The following is a 17,396-nucleotide window of genomic DNA, read 5'->3' as shown; positions in this document are numbered from 1 at the left end:
CGAAATGCCGTCGACGGTGTAGCGCGCCTCGTAAAGGCTAGCATTCCGGGTCCGCGCAGCGCGTGACCGCAGATCCGTCGGCAGCGACCGCGGGCGCCTCGGGGACAAGGATGGATTTGGGCTGCGCCGCGCCGGCCAACCCCTCCAGTCCGGCATCGACTGCCACGCTGGACAGCGCGAACCGAAGATCGCCATTGGCCGTGGCGAAGGTGACGGAGCCGGACGTGACGTCCTTCAGGCGCCAGCCGGGGCGCAGTTCCTGTCCAAGCATCACGGCGCGAACAGTGCCGCCCGCAAGCTGGAACATCGCGGACGATCGTGCGCCATCCATCGTGACCTGCGTCAGGATCGGATCCGGGTCGGCTGCGGGGACTGACTCCGGCACGGGCTGCGCCATGTTCATGGCAGCAGGGACGATCACGATCCCCGATTCCGCGGGCGAGATATCTCTCGACGGCAGCGCGAACAGCAGGATCAGGATGCCCAACGCTGCGGCCAATGCGAGAGACACCACCGCGATCGATGATCGGCCACCTGCCGGTGCCGGGATTCTGTCTGTCACGTCCTTGCTCCGGCGGTTTCGATCGAGATGCTCCGGCGGACATCTCGCCGCCGGAGCATCTTCTCATCAGGGCAGGGTATTGCCGACGGTGACGACGTAGAGTCGACCGCGGTTGGCGTCGATTTCCGTCGGCGCCGCAGCGTAGATCACGTCCTCGGTGCTGGTCTTCAGCACGCCCGAAATGCGCGAGACGCCAGGCTGGCCGGTGGCGAGCGCATAGGGGACATAGCCCGGGCTTTCCGCTCCCATCAGCCCGACACCGGACACGGTGAAATAGACGCGGGCGCGAGTCCCGTTATGCGTCGTCTCGACCGCCGCGGGGACGTTGTCGGTCGCCGTGAAGATCTTCACCTTGTCCGCCCAGGCGCTGCCGTTCCAGCGCAGGCGATAGACGTCATAGTCGTAGGCATTGGAGCCGCCGTCGGTGCGGTAGCGGTACGCCACGCTCGGCCGGTTGAGGTTGTCGACGGTGAGCCCGGCGGCCTGGACGCCGATCCCCGTATCCGAATTATTCCACAACTCCCCGGTGGAAAGGCCCTGATAGACCAGGTTGGCGGTGGTGCGCGTCACCGGCAGGGTGACCGCGGTGCCGTTGGCGGTGCGCCACTGGGCGGCGGCGACGTCATATTTGATATAGGAGCCGTAATGCCGCAGCGCCCTCGGCATGCCATAGGCCCATTCGAAAGCGAGGTGGACATTGCCGGCGCTGTCGACCTGCAGATCGTCCGGATAGACATAATTCCCCGTCTCGCGCGCGAACACGTCGATCTTCGACCAGCTGTTGGCGGCGTTGTTCCAGCGATAGAGCTCCCCCTGGCCGGCGCCGTTGAAGTGATTGCGGATCATCAGATAGACATCGCCGTTCGGGGCGTGCTCGGCGATCGGATAGGTGGCGCCGACGGTGCCGGGCATCTCGCCGACGCGGCGCAGTATCGCTGAGGGGTCGTTCGGGGCGCTCGAGCGGAAATAGCGCCAGTCGTCGACATGATGATCGGCCCAGACATGGATATAGCCGTCGCCGTCGACGGCGATGGTGGGCTGATCATGGCCGATATCGTCGGGATGGCTCCAGATCGCCCCAAACTGGTCCTTGAGCGATCCGATCACCCATGGGCCGGTGCCGACCTTCACGCCGATCTTGACCTGATGGGTCCCCGCCGCGGTGCCGGGCGCGTTGAACGCAACGTACGTGGTGTTGCCCTTGACGACCATCGGTCGCCACCAGGCCGCCTGGTTGGAGGAATCGGTTTCGGCGGGGACCTGCTCGACGGTCACCTGGGCCTGGGCTCCAGCGGCGAGCAGGGGCGACAGGCACAGCGCCGCCGTCAGCGCAATCGAATGAACACGCATTATCTCTCTCCTGATTTTGTTCTCAGCTTATCGGGTCGTTCAACTCCTTGAGTTCACGCTACAAACACGCCTTGTTTAGAATGTGCCAATTATAGCAACAATCTTGGGCCTTTTTGCAGGAAGAAATTACGCCATAGCCCTTATTGGCGCAAGTCATTGTTGCTTGATTAGCTCTATAGTCGTTCAACCATGCTGCGATATTCGCGTGTCGCCGGGTTGATGGCTCGAACGGCAAGCCCGTTCGGACGGGGAGAACCTACCCGGCCGGGCAGTAGCGAAGCACCGGGGCGACACCCTATCTCCCGGAGCACAGGAGATTAGCCCATGGCCACCACCGCATCGTCTTTCGCCGAGCTTTCCGCGTCGCTCGCCGACCTCGCCGCCGCTACCACCCCCTCGATCGTCGAAGTCCAGTCGCACCATTCGCTCGCGAGCGGCTTCGTCTGGCGCGACGGGTTGGTGATCACGCCGGACGAGACGCTGGCCGATGAAGGCGCGATCGCCATCGAGGAGTCCGACGGCACGGTGCGGCACGCGGCATTGGTCGGCCGGGACGCGGCAACCGATATCGCCTTGCTTCGGGTCGAGGGTCTCAAGGCGCCCGTGACGACGCTTGCCAACATGGCCGTCCGACCCGGCGCGCTCGCGCTGATCGTGGCGGCTGCCGAAAGCGCGCCGCTGATCGCGTTCGGCGGCATCGCCGCGGTCGGGCCGGCCTGGCAATCGATGCGCGGCGGCACGATCGACGCGCGGATCGAGCTTGACCTGCAGCTGCGGCAGCGCGCCGAGGGTGGCCTCGCCGTCGACGGGGCCGGCGGCGCTTTCGGCATGGCAGTGCGCGGCCCGCGCGGCCGGACGTTGGTCATCCCGGCGGCGACGATCGATCGGGTCGCGGCGCAATTGCTCGACCATGGCCGGGTCCCGGTCGCCTATCTCGGCGCCGGCCTGAAGGACGTGCCGCTGGATGACGGCGGCCATGGCGGCATGGTGATGACGCTCGACCGGGACGGGCCGGCGGCGCGTGCCGGCCTGCATCAGGGAGACATCATCCTGTCCTGGGCCGGTCGCCGGATCGCGCATGTCGGCGCGCTCCTGCGGACGCTACGCGCGACACCGGTCGGTTCCGAGGTTACCCTCCTGCTTCGGCGCGGGGGGGCGGCACTGGAGGTGAAGGTGACAATCGGGGATCGGCCGGAACGGTGAGCATAAGCGATCCAGCGACGGGTCTGCGTCTCGCCATTCGCATCGACGATCCGGCGCTTGCCGCCCGGCTCGCAGAAATGCTGAGTCAGGTCCCGGAGCTGCGGATTACCGGCGCCGACGAAGCGGCGGACCTGGTCCTCAGCGCGCCCGACGCGAGTGAGAACGGGTTCGAGCTGACGCCGCGCGAGCGCGACGTGATCGCGCTGCTTGCCGAGGGCTTGTCCAACAAGGCGATCGGCCAGCGGCTCGGCATTGCGCCGGACACGGCCAAATTCCATGTGGGCCGACTGATCGACAAGCTCGACGCGACCGGGCGTACGGATGCCGTGGCGCATGCGGCGCGGCGGGGAATCATCCATCTCTAGGAGGGGCGCCGGCGCGGACCGGCAATCCTATTCCAGATCTGTCTGGATCCATCTTGGGGAGTGGTGAATGTCGATCGTCTGGAGGCGGCCAGGCCCCAGATTCTTGAAGGTATGCGGTACGCCGGCTGGGCCGAGAACGACCTCGCCCGCGCATGCATCAAGCGTCGTATCCCCGACAAAAAATCGTGCATGGCCCTCGATGACGATAAAGGTCTCGTCATACGGGTGCACGTGAAGACGTGGCCCGGCACCGATTTCATCCGTACCATAAGCAAGCACCGTCACCGGCCCGCCTAACGCAATCCCGTCAAGAGAGCCCCTCCACGGACCCCCTTGCGCAGGATCGAAGAGCCTGGCCTGCGACGCAGGTCGTCCATCTGCCTCAACCGTTGCGGGGTCGAAATCCTTCCGTGACATCTGTCCTCTCCTGGGTGCGATTGACGTTCACTATCCGGCGTAGATCGTTGCAGAGCGCTATCAACGATGGACCTTGGGTCGGTTCCCGAAACGCGCAGCGGCCAGCATATCGTAATCGACCCACCGATGCTCATAGCCGACACCGCCGCGCGTCTGCTGAACGAACAATATTTGCCCACGCGGCCACTCGGCGGGCTTGCACGCGGCGAGCTGGCGCCAGTTGCAACCCGATGGTGAGAACAGTCTGCGAAGCTGTTCGAAGGACATGGCGGATGCGAAGACGTCGATGCCCGGTTGCCGCTGGCAAACGCCTTCATTCGTTTTCCAGGCAGGTGTGATCCGGAGCTTTGCCTTGGCGGCAGGCGGCCTTGAAAGCGTAAGCACCAGCGCAGCGATACGCCCCATGGTTGCGGAAGCCGGCTGCGCATAAATCAGTCCGTTCGGCCAATAGCCTTTCGATGCCGTCTTCAGGGGCAGCCGCTGATAGGGATAGAAGCCCGACACCGACTGAGCCGCTTCGGGCGCATAGATTGCGGGGAGGGCGGATCCCGCCACATCGAACGTCCTGGGCGCGATGGGCAGGCCTAGGCTCCTGCGGCGCGCAAATTCAGCTGCATTGGAGGTGCCGCCTCCGCCAGTCCCGAAGGACTCCTTCGCGCGTTGCACGGAGGAGCCCAGGCGCAGCGCCGGCACCGGGATCGCTGTCCCCATCGTCGTCCCGCCCGGCCTGGCAATCTGCGAGGGGCAATCGACGCTCGCCATGTAGGAGGGCGGCCCCACGATCTCGGGAGGCACAGCCACGATTGCGAAGCTCGCCGGGCCCGTCATCTGGAACAGGATCAGTGCGGAGACGAACGCGCGCCAGCTACGCATATCAGCTACCCTTCACATGATCGCGTGACTGGACGACCTTATCTGGCGAATGAGGATCAGTCATTCGATCCTTCAGGCGGTTGCGTTCCAGCAGCATTTCAATTGGTAAGCTGCCGCCGTCATCCCTGTTACCGTAATCCCCGTAATTCCACCGATCGAATATTGGCGCCGGCATGCCGACATTGCCGTCGCGACCGATGCCGCACAGGTTTTGCGGCATGCGGTCGTTGCGCTGCCGCGCCGGGATGACATGGAGCCGGGCGATGCCCTAACCGCCGATGGTGCCGGAATGACGGCTATGCGCCCCAATAGCGGTCGTTCAGAAGTATTCGGCCTCTTTCGGATAGCGGGCGTTCGCCGGAGGGCTGGCCGCTCGACCCCGGAACTCGAGAGTCCATAGAATGCCAGGCCCTGTGCACAGACCTCGCGCAATCGTACGATCACCTTGTGGGATCAAACCTGAAGCGTATTGCCTGAGGCCGATTGGCGTCGGATGCCCGACAGCTTTGGGCTGAAGGGGTAAGAAATCGGACACGATGTTCTCGGCTTCGTGATCTCGACAGAAATCAGGCCGCAGCGTGAAACTCTTCCACGCGTCAGGGCTGGCGCCAAGGCCGGCGCCAGCCCTTTTCATGCGCTTGTCTAGCGGGAGAGATGCTCGCGGATACCGTCGGCGACCTGCTGCAGCGCCGCCTCGGTGGTCGGCACATGCCGCAGCGCGTTCAGCGCTACAAAGTCATGGATCGTGCCGTTGTAGCGCATCGCCGCCACCTCGACGCCGGCACCCATCAGCTTATGGGCATAGGCTTCCCCTTCGTCGCGGAGCGGATCATTCTCGGCGGTGATCACCAGCGCGGGCGGCAGCCCCTTCAGTTCCGTATCGCTGGCGCGCAGCGGCGAGACATAGGGGTTGTTGCGCGCATCGGCGTCGGGGACGTAGAGATCCCAGCCATATTTCATGAAAGCGCGCGGCAGGAAGTAGCCGCTGGCGAACTGATGATAGGATGCGGTGTCGACGCTCGCATCCGTCGCCGGGATCAACAGCACCTGATAGCTGATCTTGGGGCCATTGCGATCCTTGGCCATCAGCGCGATCGCCGCCGTCATATTGCCGCCCACCGAATTGCCGGCGACAGCGATTCGGCTGCCGTCCGCGCCAATCTCCGCGCCATGCTCGTGCACCCATTTCAGCACGGCATAGGATTCCTCCAGCTGCGTGGGAAACTTGGCCTGCGGCAGGGGCGTGTACTCGACGAACACGCCGATCTGGCCCGACTTGACGACCAAGTCGCGCAGTAGCCTCTGATGGTTGGCGAAGTTGCCGATGATCCACACGCCGCCATGGATGAACAGCAGGACGCCCGGCTTGCTGGTCACATGCTCGGGCTTCATGATGTAGATCTTCACGATGCGACCGTCCTGGGTGATCGTCCGCTCGGTCGTGGTGACGCCCGACATGTCGACAGCCGTCTGGTTTTGCAGGCCCGTCAGCACTTCCTGCGGCTTGGGTTGCGGCAGTTCCCAGAAGGGGCTGGGATCCTTGTTCACCTCCGTCAGGAAGGCGCGCACTTGCGGGTCCAGGCTCGGATCGTTGGCGATGTCCTGGGCGAGAGCGGTCTCGGTCATGGTCATTACTCCTGCGAGGATGGTGGTGAACTTCAGAAGATGTCGGGTGATATGGCGGGCGCTGGTACTTGCGTTCGTCACTGTCAGTCTCCTTCGTGGCAGTTGGTGTCCGGCATCCCCCGGACGTTGGGCGCACCGCCCCGATGAGGGCGGTGGGACCGTCCCCCTGGGTCGATGATTTCTGGTGTTCCGGCGGGACTCGCGCCCCGAGGAGTCAGCTAGATGCCGATGCGCCGCCCATGCTGCGCGGACTCCCATGTGAGGGGCGGCCATGTGTCGCAGGCTTGAGCATCGTCGTCCCTTTCTTCCGTTCCACCGACCGGGACTGCGTGCGCCGCAGGGCACCGCGGTCACATGACCGATGGCCATACTATTCTGTGACCGGGCCAGTCTGCCCAAGGCACTCATTAGTGGTCTTATATTTAGGCTAGCCCTGAGATTTATCCTTCATACTTAGGTTGTGTTCCCAGGAGAGGCTCGTTCGAGGGCAGAACGTTCTGTATGAATGAGGATATGATGGCGGGCGATCGCTGTGAGCATCCGATCGAGCGCGCGCTGCGGCTGCTCTGCACGCATGGCTTCCGCGCTACGGGGGGCCGCGGCGAACAGCTGCTTCTACCCCCGCCAACCACCGCCCAAAGCTCGAAAAGACGCAACCGCCGCACGTGCCGCGTTCGATTGGGCGCCAACGCGCGCATCACGGGCCTGAAGCAGGCGACCGGTGGATTGCAGCACGTCGACTCGGCTCAGGACGCCGCGCGCCTGGGCCGTCAGCACGCTCTGCCGCCGCCGGTCGAGTGAGTCCTCGCTCGATTGCAGCAATTGCGTCTGGGATTGGCTCTTGGCGAGTGAGGTGAAGGCATTCTCGACGTCCGCGGTCGCCTGCAGCACCGCTTGGCGATACGCCGCCAGCGCCTCGGCATGGCGCCCGCGCGCCGCTGCAACTTCGGAATCGACGCGACCGAAATCGAACAGCCGCCAGCGCACGCCCGCAATCGCCTGTGCCTGCGCCGCACCCGAGCCGAACAGGCTCGCCGCGGACGTGCTCGAAAAGCCAAGCAGTGCCGATATCGAGAAATGCGGATAATATTCAGCAATCGCTGTGCCGATCCGCGCATTGGCAGCGGCAAGCTTGCGCTCGGCGACGATAATGTCCGGCCGCCGACGCAACAGGCTGGCCGGGCCGTCCGCACTCTCGATCGCCGGTGGAGCGGGAATGACGGAAGGTACCGCAAGCGCCGCGTGCCAGCTTCCCGGTGTCGCGCCCATCAGCACTTCAAGGGCGTTGGTCGTCGATTCAAGCGCCGATTCGAGCGTCGGCACCTGCGCCTCGCTGCTCGCGCAGGCGCTTTCCGTTTCGTGCAGACCGGCCTCGGCAAGGATGCCACGTGCAAATTGCAAGCGGGCGAGGTCGAGCAGCTGCCGCTGCGCCCCGGCCTGTTCACGGGCAATGGTCAACCGTGCCTGCAGGGTGCGCAGCAGGATGTAAGTGTCGGCCGCTTCGGCTACGACCGCGACGCGCGCGGCCGCAGCGTCTGCGTCCGCCGCCTGATAGTCCGCGAGGGCCGCCTGTTGGCCGCGCCGCAGCCCGCCGAAGACGTCCGCCTCCCAGCTCGCACCGGCGTCGGCGGCGTAGAGATTGCCGTCACGGTTGACGCCAAGAGCCTGCTGGATTCGTCCGTCAGGCGTCTCCACCGATTGATGGGCAGTCGCTGCCGAGGCATTCAGTTCGCCGCTTGGCAGCAGCGCGGCACGGGCGATCCCCGCAGCGGCGCGCGCCTGGCGGACACGCGCAACGGCTTGCGCGAGATCGAGATTCTCGGCGAGCGCCTGGTTCACCACCTTGTCGAGCATCGGATCGTCGAACGCGCGCCACCAGGAGGCGAGATCGGCCTGCGGCCCGGCGGCGGGTGGCAGGCTGGCAGTGGCACGGAAGCGGCCAGCCATCTCGGGGCGCGGCGGCGCATAGTCCGGGCCGACCGCGCAACTGCTCAGGAAAATACCGAGCGTGAGCATTGCGACTGGACGGATCGAGCGCGCCTGAAGGTTCGGCATTAGGGCTTTCCTCGATGGGCTGGCTGGGTAGTGACGAAATCTCACAACCGTCACATTCCGTCAATCGGGAATTTCGTGTAAACATGAAACCATGAACAGCGTTACCAACGGACAGAAGCCGCCGAAGAGGGTCGGCCAGCGCGGACCCGCCGAGCATGAACGGCGCGACCAGATCATCTCCTCGGCCAACCATCACTTTCTGCAGGTCGGTTATCGCCGAACTTCGGTGGCCGATCTCGCGCGGGCGATCGGGTTCTCCACGGCCTACATCTACAAATTCTTCGATTCGAAGCGAGCAATCGGCGAGGCGATCTGCGCAATGACGCTTCGCGAAGTCGACGATCCACTATGGAGAATAGCCGAGGGGACGGGTTCGGCAGAGGCGCGACTGGGGCAAGTCTTCAAGGCTTTGGCCGAGGGGGGACGCGATCTGTTCTTCAACGAACGCCAGCTGCACGACATCGTGGCCGTCGCATTGGAAGAACGCTGGAGCGCCATCGAAGAGCATCTGGAAACGCTCACCCAGATCATTCGCCGCATCGTGCTCGACGGGCGCGAGGCGGGCGAATTCGAGCGCAAGACGCCAATCGATGAGGTCTGTCTAGCGATCCTCAAGACCATGGCCGTATTCGCCAACCCGCTGCTCCTCAAGCTCGAATTGAATCGCCTGGAAGCGAGTACAGGAGCTGTAGCGCGGCTGGTGCTGCGTAGCCTGGCTCCATGAACTGAATGCCTTAGCTGTGACGAATTGACAGAATCGTCACAGCGTGACAGATTGCGAAAATCGTCACTCGCTTGGGGTTACTTCATGCCTGGTGTGTCTCCCTCGTCGCGGTGCGTGGCCGCGATACTCGCCTTGCTGCTCGCCGGCTGCGGCGGAACCGCCGAGCGAGATCCGCGTACCGAAGCGCCGCTGGTACAGATCGCAACCGTACGGCCAGCAGGTGAAGCCTCTCGCAGCTTCACGGGCGTGGTTTCCGCTCGGGTGCAGAGTGACTTGGGTTTTCGGGTCGGCGGCAAGATCGTCGAACGGTTGGTGAACGTCGGAGATCGCGTCCGCCGTGGCCAGCCGCTCATGCGCATCGATCCGACCGATCTCGGACTGGCGGTCGCCGTGCAGCAAGAGGCTGTCTCGGCAGCCCGCGCCCGGGCAGTTCAGGCCACCACCGAAGAGCAGCGGCTGCGTGGGCTCGACCAGGAGGGCGCTATCTCGGCCCAGTCCTATGACCAGGCAAAGGCTGCGGCCGATAGCGCACAGGCCCAGTTGGCCGCAGCGGAAGCGTCCGCGCGCACGGCGGGCAATGCGCGCGACTATGCCGTGCTGCGCGCCGACGCGGATGGCGTCGTGGTGGATACGCTTGCCGAACCCGGGCAGGTGATCTCGGCCGGGCAGCCGGTCGTGCGGCTTGCGCAGGAAGGACCACGCGAAGCGTCCGTCAGCTTGCCGGAAACGGTCCGTCCGGCGATCGGTTCGACGGCGATCGCGACGATCGAGGGCGCATCCACCGATTCGTCTGCGCGGCTGCGTCAGCTTTCCGCCTCCGCCGATGCGCGCACACGCACCTTCGATGCGCGCTACGTTCTGAGCAATGACGCCGCGCAGGCGCCGCTAGGCCGTACCGTCACCGTGTCGATCGCGGCGACGCGTGATGCAGGCGTGATCGTGCCGCTCGGCGCGCTGCACGATCCGGGCTCGGGGCCGGGGGTCTGGGTGCTGCCTACGGGGAGCAACCAGGTCCAATGGCGTCGCGTGCGCGTCGCGCGGCTCGATGCCGAAACCGCCGTGGTCGCGGGTGGCCTGCGCGAGAACGAGCGCGTGGTCGGGCTCGGTTCGGACCAGCTTCATGCTGGCGAGACCGTCCGCGTTTATACGGCGGAGGCCGCGCGATGAGTGGCTTCAACCTCTCCGCACTCGCGGTGCGCGAGCGGGCGGTCACGCTGTTCGTGCTGATCATCGTGATCGTCGCCGGCGCGCTTTCCTTTCTGAATCTTGGCCGTGCCGAGGATCCGACATTCACGGTAAAAGTGCTGACCGTGACGGCTGCATGGCCCGGCGCGACCGCGCAGGAAATGCAGGACCTGGTCGCGGAACCGCTCGAGAAGCGCCTCCAGGAGCTGGAATATTACGACCGGGTAGAGGCCTTCACCCGGCCCGGGCTCGCCTTCCTCACCCTTACGCTCAAGGATTCGGCACCCCCCAAGGCAGTACCCGATCAATTCTACCAGGCGCGCAAGAAGCTGGGAGACGAAGCCTCGCGTCTGCCGCAAGGCGCGCTCGGGCCCTTCATCAATGACGAATATTCCGACACCGATTTCGCCCTTTACGCGGTCAAGGCCAAGGGGATGCCGCCGCGCGAGCTTGCTCGCCATGCCGAGACGCTGCGCCAACGGATGCTGCATGTACCCGGTGTCAAGAAGATCGACCTGATCGGCGAGCGGCCCGAACGTATCTTCGTGGATTTCTCCTTCCCGAAACTAGCGACGCTGGGCGTGCCGGTGAGCGACGTATTGGGTGCGCTGGCCCGGCAGAATATCGTGGCGCCGGCTGGTTCGGCCGAGACAAGGGGGCCGCGCGTGTTCGTCCGGCTCGACGGCGCCTATTCGGATCTCGACCAGATCCGCGCTACGCCGATCGTGGCCGGCGGGCGTACGCTTCGCCTCTCCGACATCGCAACGGTCTCGCGCGGCTATGAGGATCCGCCCACCTTCCTGATCCGCAACGGCGGCGAACCGGTGATCCTCCTCGGCATTGTGATGCGGGACGGCTGGAACGGCCTAAGTCTCGGCAAGGCGCTGGAGGGCGAAGAGCAGGCGATCACGCGTGACTTGCCGGTGGGTCTGCAGCTCAGCAAGGTTTCCGACCAGGCGGTGAACATCGACGAAGCGGTCGGCGAGTTCATGCTGAAATTCTTCGTGGCCCTTGCCGTGGTGATGGTGGTGAGCTTGATCAGCCTCGGCTGGCGCGTGGGCATCGTCGTCGCCGCTGCCGTGCCGCTCACGCTCGCCGCGGTGTTCGTGGTGATGGAGGCGACCGGCCGCGTGTTCGACCGGATCACGCTCGGCGCGCTGATCCTCTCACTTGGCCTGCTCGTGGATGATGCCATCATCGCCATCGAAATGATGGTGGTGAAGATGGAGGAAGGCTGGGAGCGCACTAAGGCAGCGGCCCATGCCTGGACCTCCACCGCAGCGCCGATGCTCGCAGGCACGCTGGTCACGATCATCGGGTTGATGCCGGTAGGGTTCGCCAAATCGAGCTCGGGCGAATATGCCGGCAACATCTTCTGGGTCGTCGGTTTCGCGCTGATCGTGTCTTGGATCGTGGCGGTGACCGTCACGCCCTATCTCGGGGTGCAGTTGCTCCCGGCGATCAAGCCGGTGCCGGGAGGTCATGCGGCTATCTACGCCACGCCACGCTACGAGCGATTCCGCGCGGTTGTCCGCCGTGCCATCACCCGCAAATGGTTCGCGGCAGGTGCTGTGGTGGTGGCGTTCCTGCTCTCGGTCCTTGGCATGGGGCTGGTGAAGCAACAGTTCTTCCCGGTTTCCGAACGGCCCGAGCTGATCACCGAAATCTACATGCCCGAAGGCAGCAGCATCGCGGCGACCGACGCGGCGACCCGCAAGGTGGAGAACTGGCTGCGGGCGCAGCCCGAAACGAAGGTGGTGACCAGTTATGTGGGCCAGGGGGCTCCACGCTTTTTCCTGTCGCTCAGTCCCGAGCTGCCCGATCCGGCGTTCGCCAAGATCATCGTCCTAACGCCGGACGCGAGAGCGCGCGATGCGCTCAAGGCCCGGCTTCGGACGCGCATTGCCGGAGGTTTGGCGCCCGAAGCGCGCGTGCGGGTAACCCAACTCCTGTTTGGCCCGCCGGTGCCCTATCCCGTGACGTTCCGCGTCGGTGGTCCCAGTCCCGATCGAGTGCGGGCGATCGCAGGCCAGGTGGCGGCGATGATGCGCGCCAATCCGAACATGCGTCAGGTCAACACCGATTGGGGCGACCTTGTGCCGACTGCGCATTTCGTCCTCGATCAGGCGCGGCTGCGGGCGATCGGGCTCGACCCGCAGTCGGCCGCGCAGCAACTCCAGCTCCTGCTGAGCGGTGTGCCGGTGACACAAGTCCGCGAGGACATCCGAACCGTGGAAATCGAAGCGCGCGCCGCCGGTGCGCAACGCTTCGATCCCGCGCGGCTCGCCGACCTGTCGCTGGCGACGGCGGATGGGCGCACGGTTCCGCTCGATCAGATCGGCCGCGTCGAATATCGGCCCGAAGCGCCGATTCTCAAACGTCGCGACCGCGTACCCATCATCACGGTGCGTGGCGACATCGACGAAAGTTTTCAGCCTGCTGAAGTGAGTGCACAGGTGGAAAAGGCACTGGCGCCGATCCGCGCCGCGCTGCCGCAGGGCTATAGCATCGATACCGGCGGTGCGGTTGAGGAAGCCGCCAAGGCCAATGTGGCACTAGGGGCGGTGTTCCCGATGATGATCGTGCTGATGCTCACGGTGATCATGCTGCAGGTTCGCTCATTCGCGGCAACGGCGATGGTGTTTCTGACAGCGCCGCTGGGACTGGTGGGCGCAGTCCCTGTGCTGCTGCTGTTCCAGCAGCCGTTCGGGTTCAATGCCATCCTCGGAATGATCGGCCTCGGCGGCATCCTGATGCGCAACACGCTGATCCTGATCGGCCAGATCCACGACAACCAGAAGGCCGGGCTTTCGACACATGACGCGATCGTCGAAGCAACGGTGCAGCGGGCACGCCCGGTACTGCTGACCGCACTGGCGGCCGTGCTCGCCTTCATCCCGCTAACGACGTCCAGCTTCTGGGGGCCGATGGCCTTCGTGCTGATCGGCGGCACTGCGATCGGCACTGTGTTGACGTTGCTCTTCCTGCCGGCGCTCTACGCCATCTGGTTCCGGGTCACTGGCAACTAGCGATCTCGTCCGAAACCACCGTGACGCGAGTGAATGGCGCAGCCCTCCGCGGGACTGCGGAAACCTGTTCGGCGAACGGTAAGACCGTGCGCTGGAGCGCCGGTCAGAGGGAACCAAACTTGCTGGCCAACGGCGGCTACCATCGGGTTGCGCGCTCAAAGCGGCCATTCCGCTAGCGGCCAAACGCAGACATGCGCGACCAACTTGCGCCCAACCCTGCAAATAAACCAAGGCGATTCGTTCGCCCATTCAATCACACCGTCGCCATCGTCGACTTCCGCGATAAGCTTCCTCCAGAACCGGCCGGATCGGCTCAGTCGGGCAGCCCGATCACCCCGCGCGCAGGTCTCACGGCCGTTCGATTCAACGCTTCGTTCCGTCATGTCAGTGGCGGACGGATGGACCGAGCCACAAAAGCAGCCTCCGCTGGACAGTTGAATCGATGCGCCCCGTTTAATCGATTTGACCCACGTAACAGCGGAACGCGGCGCGTTTTTACCCGCTGTTTTGCGCAATTTTTCCGCTGTTATGGCATAACAGGGAAAACGGCAGGCAAGGGGCTGAGATTCAATAAAAATATCTCCAACAAAATTGGAAATAACAGGGGAAGAAAAAAATCGTCGCGCTGTTATGCTCTTTCCTTGCCGATATCACGGCGCAGGACAAGCTTCGGACCCGTCGCGGGCCCCATGCTCAGCCTCCGCGCAAAAGGCAGGTCGATGCGACAGCGCCCGCACCCACAACAGGGTAGCGGCGACCGCCAATTGCCCATAGCCATGCCGGGCAGATCCGCCTTTTCGGGAGTAGAGACATGTCGTTCGAAGGAAGCTGCCATTGCGGCGCAGTCACGTTCACCGTCGAGGGTGACGTGCCGACCACGGCCATCTCCTGCAATTGCTCGCATTGCCGTCGCAAGGGCCTGCTCCTCTCCTTCGCGCCGCGCAGCAGTTTCACGCTCAACAGCGGGGAGGAGGCGCTCGACGCCTATCTCTTCAACAAGCACAAGATCGAGCATCAGTTCTGCCGCACCTGCGGCACCGAGCCGTTCGCTTATGGCGTCAGCCCGGACGGTTCGGAAACCAGCGCGATCAACCTGCGCTGCGTGCCGTCGGCCGATCTGGATGCGCTGGAACTGCATCGATTCGACGGCGCCAGGCTCTGACGCCTCAGCCCTCGCGCAATCCCACGCCGATCGAGGCACGCGCCTGGTCCGCCTCGTTCGACACGACCGGATACGCAGCATAATCCGCAGCATAAAAGGCGCTGGGCCGGTGATTGCCCGACCAGCCGATCCCACCGAACGGGGCCTTCGACGAGGCGCCGTTGGTCGGCTTGTTCCAGTTGACGATGCCCGCGCGCGCATTGGCCCAGAACCGGTCGTAAAGCTTCGGGTCCTGGCTGAGCAGCGAGGCGGACAGGCCGTACCGCGTGTTGTTCGCCTCGGCGAGCGCCTCGTCGAAGGTCTTGGCGCGGATCACCTGCAGGATCGGGCCGAACAGCTCGATATCGGGCCGCTCGCGCATCTCGGTCGTATCGATCAGCGCGGGGATCAGGAACGGCCGTCCCTCGACCACGCGTTCGAGATGCCGGATCGGCCGCCCGCCGCGCATCATCAGCTCCAGGAAGCTCTCGGTCAGCATGTCGGCCGCTTCATTGTCGATCACCGGCCCCATGAAGGGCGCAGGCGTCGCATGTGGCTCGCCGACGATCAGGCGGCCGACCAGCTTGTTCACCGCGTCGATCAGCGGGTCGTACAGCTTTTCGTCGACGATCAGCCGGCGCGCCGCGGTGCAACGCTGGCCGGCGGTGGTGAAGGCCGACTGGACGATGACGATCGCCGCGCTGTGGATGTCGGGCGTGTCCCACGCGATGATCGGGTTGTTGCCGCCCATCTCCAGCGCCAGGATCTTTTCCGGCCGGTTGGCGAAGGCGCGGTGGAGCGAGACGCCGGTATGCGCGGAGCCGGTGAAGAGCAGGCCGTCGATGCCGTCATGGATGGCCAGCGCCTTGCCTTCGGCCGGCCCGCCGATCAACACGCGGATGCACCCTTCCGGCACGCCGCCGGCATGGAAGCACTCGACCAGGAACGCGCCGACCGCGGGCGTCTTTTCCGACGGCTTGAACACCACGGCATTGCCCGCCAGCAGCGCGGGCAGAATGTGCCCGCACGGCAGGTGCGCCGGGAAATTATACGGGCCGAGCACCGCCAGCACCCCGTGCGGCTTGTGGCGCAGCGCCATGCGCGACCCCATCGGCGCGTCGAGCCGGCGCTGCGCGGTGCGTTCGGCATAGGCGGTCACCGAGATATCGACCCGGGCGATCACCGATTCGACCTCGGTCCGCGATTCCCACAGCGGCTTGCCGGTCTCGCGGGCGATCAGGTCGGCAAGGGCATCGGCCTTGGCGCGCACCACATTGGCGAAGCGGCGCAGCGTCTCGATGCGATAGGCAAGCGGGCGGGCGGCCCATTCGGCCCAGCTCGCCCGGGCCATCGCCACTTCGGCATCGACATCGCCGATCTCGCGCCGCCACAGGATCGCGCCGGTTGCGGGTTCAGTCGAAACGATCTCGGATGCCATATTGCATTCGGTCTTGCCCTAGTTTGCCGGCAAATTCCACTGATCCGGCTCAACCGAACGAAGCGCGTCACCCATTTCGCGGATCGCGGCGACTTTGGCGTTGAAGGCGGACCAGTCGTCATGCTCGGCGATCGCCGACCAGATCGATTCCACCTCGTCGATCAGCATCGAACAGGGCGCGCCCTGCCAATAAGCATGGCGCCGGTCGCTGCGGGGCCGATAGGCCGCCAGCACCGTCCGGACCTCGTCGAACGCGGCGCCATAGGAGTCGGGCAGCGTCCCGCCGAACGCATCGAAGAAGAACCGGTCGATCGATGCATTGTCGCTGCGCAGCGCCCGTTCGACCGCCTGGACGACGGCGCGGTCGCTCTCCGGATCGCGGGGTTCGAGCCCGAGCCGCCACAGGATCGCGCTGGACACTGCCGGCTGATACTGCTCGCCGAACCGCTCCAGCACTGCGATCAGCGGCTCCGCCTCGCTGATCAGGCGCAGCGACACGGCAAGCTGCATCGCGTCCCAATGGATCGCCTCGGGCTGGCGCCCAAAGGCGTAGAGCCCGGCATGGTCGAAATAGGCAGCGGTGAAGCCCGGGTCCCAGGTCGGGGCGAAGCGCCACGGCCCGTAATCGAAGCTCTCGCCCGTCACGTTGATATTGTCGCTGTTGAGCACGCCGTGGACGAAACCCGCCGCCATATAGCTTGCCGCGAGCCGCGCGGTGCGGCGGACGACATGGTCGAGCAGCCGGACCGGCGCGTCGTCGCCCGCTTCCTCGCCATAATAATGGCGCAGCACATAAGCGGTCAGGCGGCGGATGCCGTCCTCGTCGCGGCCATAGGCCAGCCGCTGGAACGTGCCGATCCGGATATGCCCATGGCTCAGCCGCACCAGCACCGCCGAGCGGGTAGGGGAGGGCTCGTCGCCTCGTTCGAGCGCTTCGCCGGTCTCGATCAGCGAGAAGCTGCGCGACGTCTCGACGCCCAGTGCCTCGAGCATCTCGGTCGCGAGCACTTCGCGCACGCCGCCCTTCAGGGTCAGCCGGCCGTCGCCGAACCGGCTCCACGGCGTCTGCCCGGAACCCTTGGTGCCCAGGTCCATCAGCCGGCCGCGATCGTCGCGTGCTTGCGCGAACAGGAAGCCGCGACCGTCGCCGATATCGGGATTGTACACGCGGAACTGGTGCCCGTGATACCGCAGCGCCAATGGCTGGGGCAGGCTGCCCGCCAGCGGCCGGAACCGCCCGAAATGCGCGACCCATTCGGCATCGCTCAGCCCCTCGAGTCCCAGGCTCGCCGCGGCCCGGTCGTTGCGGAATCGCAGCCGGGTTTCCGGGAAATCGGCGGCCTCGACCGGGTCGTAGAATCCGTCCCCCAGCTCCAGAATTGCGGTTTCGGGCCGATATGCTTGCGGGGGGCGGGTCATCCGGCGATA

Annotated in this window: 15 protein-coding genes; 6 read left to right on the top strand and 9 right to left on the bottom strand. The window is 65.1% G+C overall.

Annotated elements, in window-relative coordinates; all coding sequences use genetic code 11:
* Positions 1 to 37: 37 nt before the first annotated feature.
* Both WC729_RS18180 and WC729_RS18175 read right to left on the bottom strand, forming a co-directional pair.
* On the bottom strand, positions 38 to 562 hold the full coding sequence (locus tag WC729_RS18180; RefSeq protein WP_372855309.1) for a hypothetical protein: 525 nt from the start codon (positions 560 to 562) through the stop codon (positions 38 to 40).
* 66 nt (positions 563 to 628) lie between these two features.
* A complete protein-coding gene (locus WC729_RS18175; protein ID WP_372855307.1) occupies positions 629 to 1,912 on the bottom strand; it encodes a BNR-4 repeat-containing protein in 1,284 nt (427 codons plus the stop codon).
* Between the two features lie 324 nt (positions 1,913 to 2,236).
* Between WC729_RS18175 and WC729_RS18170 the strand changes: the two genes are divergently transcribed.
* Together WC729_RS18170 and WC729_RS18165 are read left to right on the top strand one after the other, a co-directional pair.
* On the top strand, positions 2,237 to 3,115 hold the full coding sequence (locus WC729_RS18170) for a S1C family serine protease (protein WP_372855305.1): 879 nt from the start codon (positions 2,237 to 2,239) through the stop codon (positions 3,113 to 3,115).
* Positions 3,112 to 3,480, top strand: a complete 369-nt coding sequence (locus tag WC729_RS18165) for a response regulator transcription factor (RefSeq protein WP_372855303.1) — start codon at positions 3,112 to 3,114, stop codon at positions 3,478 to 3,480. The genes WC729_RS18170 and WC729_RS18165 overlap by 4 nt, the downstream gene beginning before the upstream one ends.
* 27 nt (positions 3,481 to 3,507) lie before the next feature.
* Here the strand turns inward: WC729_RS18165 and WC729_RS18160 are convergent, their stop codons facing one another.
* The 5 genes from WC729_RS18160 to WC729_RS18140 all read right to left on the bottom strand — a co-directional run bounded on the left by WC729_RS18160 (position 3,508) and on the right by WC729_RS18140 (position 8,451).
* Entirely contained in the window at positions 3,508 to 3,765 is a 258-nt protein-coding gene (locus WC729_RS18160) for a cupin domain-containing protein (protein ID WP_372855301.1), read from the bottom strand.
* Between the two features lie 192 nt (positions 3,766 to 3,957).
* Positions 3,958 to 4,659, bottom strand: coding sequence for a hypothetical protein (locus WC729_RS18155; protein ID WP_372855299.1), 702 nt, complete (start codon positions 4,657 to 4,659; stop codon positions 3,958 to 3,960).
* 112 nt (positions 4,660 to 4,771) lie between these two features.
* Entirely contained in the window at positions 4,772 to 4,990 is a 219-nt protein-coding gene (locus WC729_RS18150; protein WP_372855297.1) for a hypothetical protein, read from the bottom strand.
* Positions 4,991 to 5,412: 422 nt separating this feature from the next.
* The gene (locus tag WC729_RS18145) at positions 5,413 to 6,396 is read right to left on the bottom strand and encodes an alpha/beta hydrolase (protein ID WP_372855295.1); all 984 of its coding nucleotides are present in this window, start codon (positions 6,394 to 6,396) and stop codon (positions 5,413 to 5,415) included.
* 615 nt (positions 6,397 to 7,011) lie between these two features.
* On the bottom strand, positions 7,012 to 8,451 hold the full coding sequence (locus WC729_RS18140) for an efflux transporter outer membrane subunit (protein WP_372855293.1): 1,440 nt from the start codon (positions 8,449 to 8,451) through the stop codon (positions 7,012 to 7,014).
* Between the two features lie 91 nt (positions 8,452 to 8,542).
* On the opposite strand from WC729_RS18140, the gene WC729_RS18135 reads away from it, so the two are divergent.
* From WC729_RS18135 to WC729_RS18120, 4 genes are all read left to right on the top strand, one after another.
* Positions 8,543 to 9,175, top strand: a complete 633-nt coding sequence (locus WC729_RS18135) for a TetR/AcrR family transcriptional regulator (RefSeq protein ID WP_372855291.1) — start codon at positions 8,543 to 8,545, stop codon at positions 9,173 to 9,175.
* Between the two features lie 132 nt (positions 9,176 to 9,307).
* Positions 9,308 to 10,342: an efflux RND transporter periplasmic adaptor subunit gene (locus WC729_RS18130; RefSeq protein WP_372855289.1), complete on the top strand. Its 1,035-nt coding sequence runs from the start codon at positions 9,308 to 9,310 to the stop codon at positions 10,340 to 10,342.
* The gene (locus tag WC729_RS18125; protein ID WP_372855287.1) at positions 10,339 to 13,389 is read left to right on the top strand and encodes an efflux RND transporter permease subunit; all 3,051 of its coding nucleotides are present in this window, start codon (positions 10,339 to 10,341) and stop codon (positions 13,387 to 13,389) included. Before WC729_RS18130 ends, WC729_RS18125 begins: the two co-directional genes overlap by 4 nt.
* Before the next feature lie 811 nt (positions 13,390 to 14,200).
* Complete coding sequence (locus WC729_RS18120; protein WP_372855285.1) at positions 14,201 to 14,551, top strand: GFA family protein; 351 nt, start codon at positions 14,201 to 14,203, stop codon at positions 14,549 to 14,551.
* A gap of 4 nt (positions 14,552 to 14,555) precedes the next feature.
* Here WC729_RS18120 and astD read toward each other — a convergent pair whose 3' ends face one another.
* A complete protein-coding gene (gene astD / locus WC729_RS18115; protein WP_372855283.1) occupies positions 14,556 to 15,968 on the bottom strand; it encodes a succinylglutamate-semialdehyde dehydrogenase in 1,413 nt (470 codons plus the stop codon).
* 18 nt (positions 15,969 to 15,986) lie between these two features.
* Positions 15,987 to 17,387, bottom strand: a complete 1,401-nt coding sequence (locus WC729_RS18110) for a protein adenylyltransferase SelO (protein WP_372855281.1) — start codon at positions 17,385 to 17,387, stop codon at positions 15,987 to 15,989.
* Between the last annotated feature and the right edge of the window lie 9 nt (positions 17,388 to 17,396).

The sequence above is a fragment of the Sphingomonas sp. genome (genome assembly GCF_041661825.1).
In the GTDB taxonomy this organism is placed as follows: Bacteria; Pseudomonadota; Alphaproteobacteria; order Sphingomonadales; family Sphingomonadaceae; genus Sphingomonas.
The sequence above is the reverse complement of the archived record's forward strand: the minus strand, read 5'-3'. Positions and strand labels throughout refer to the sequence as shown.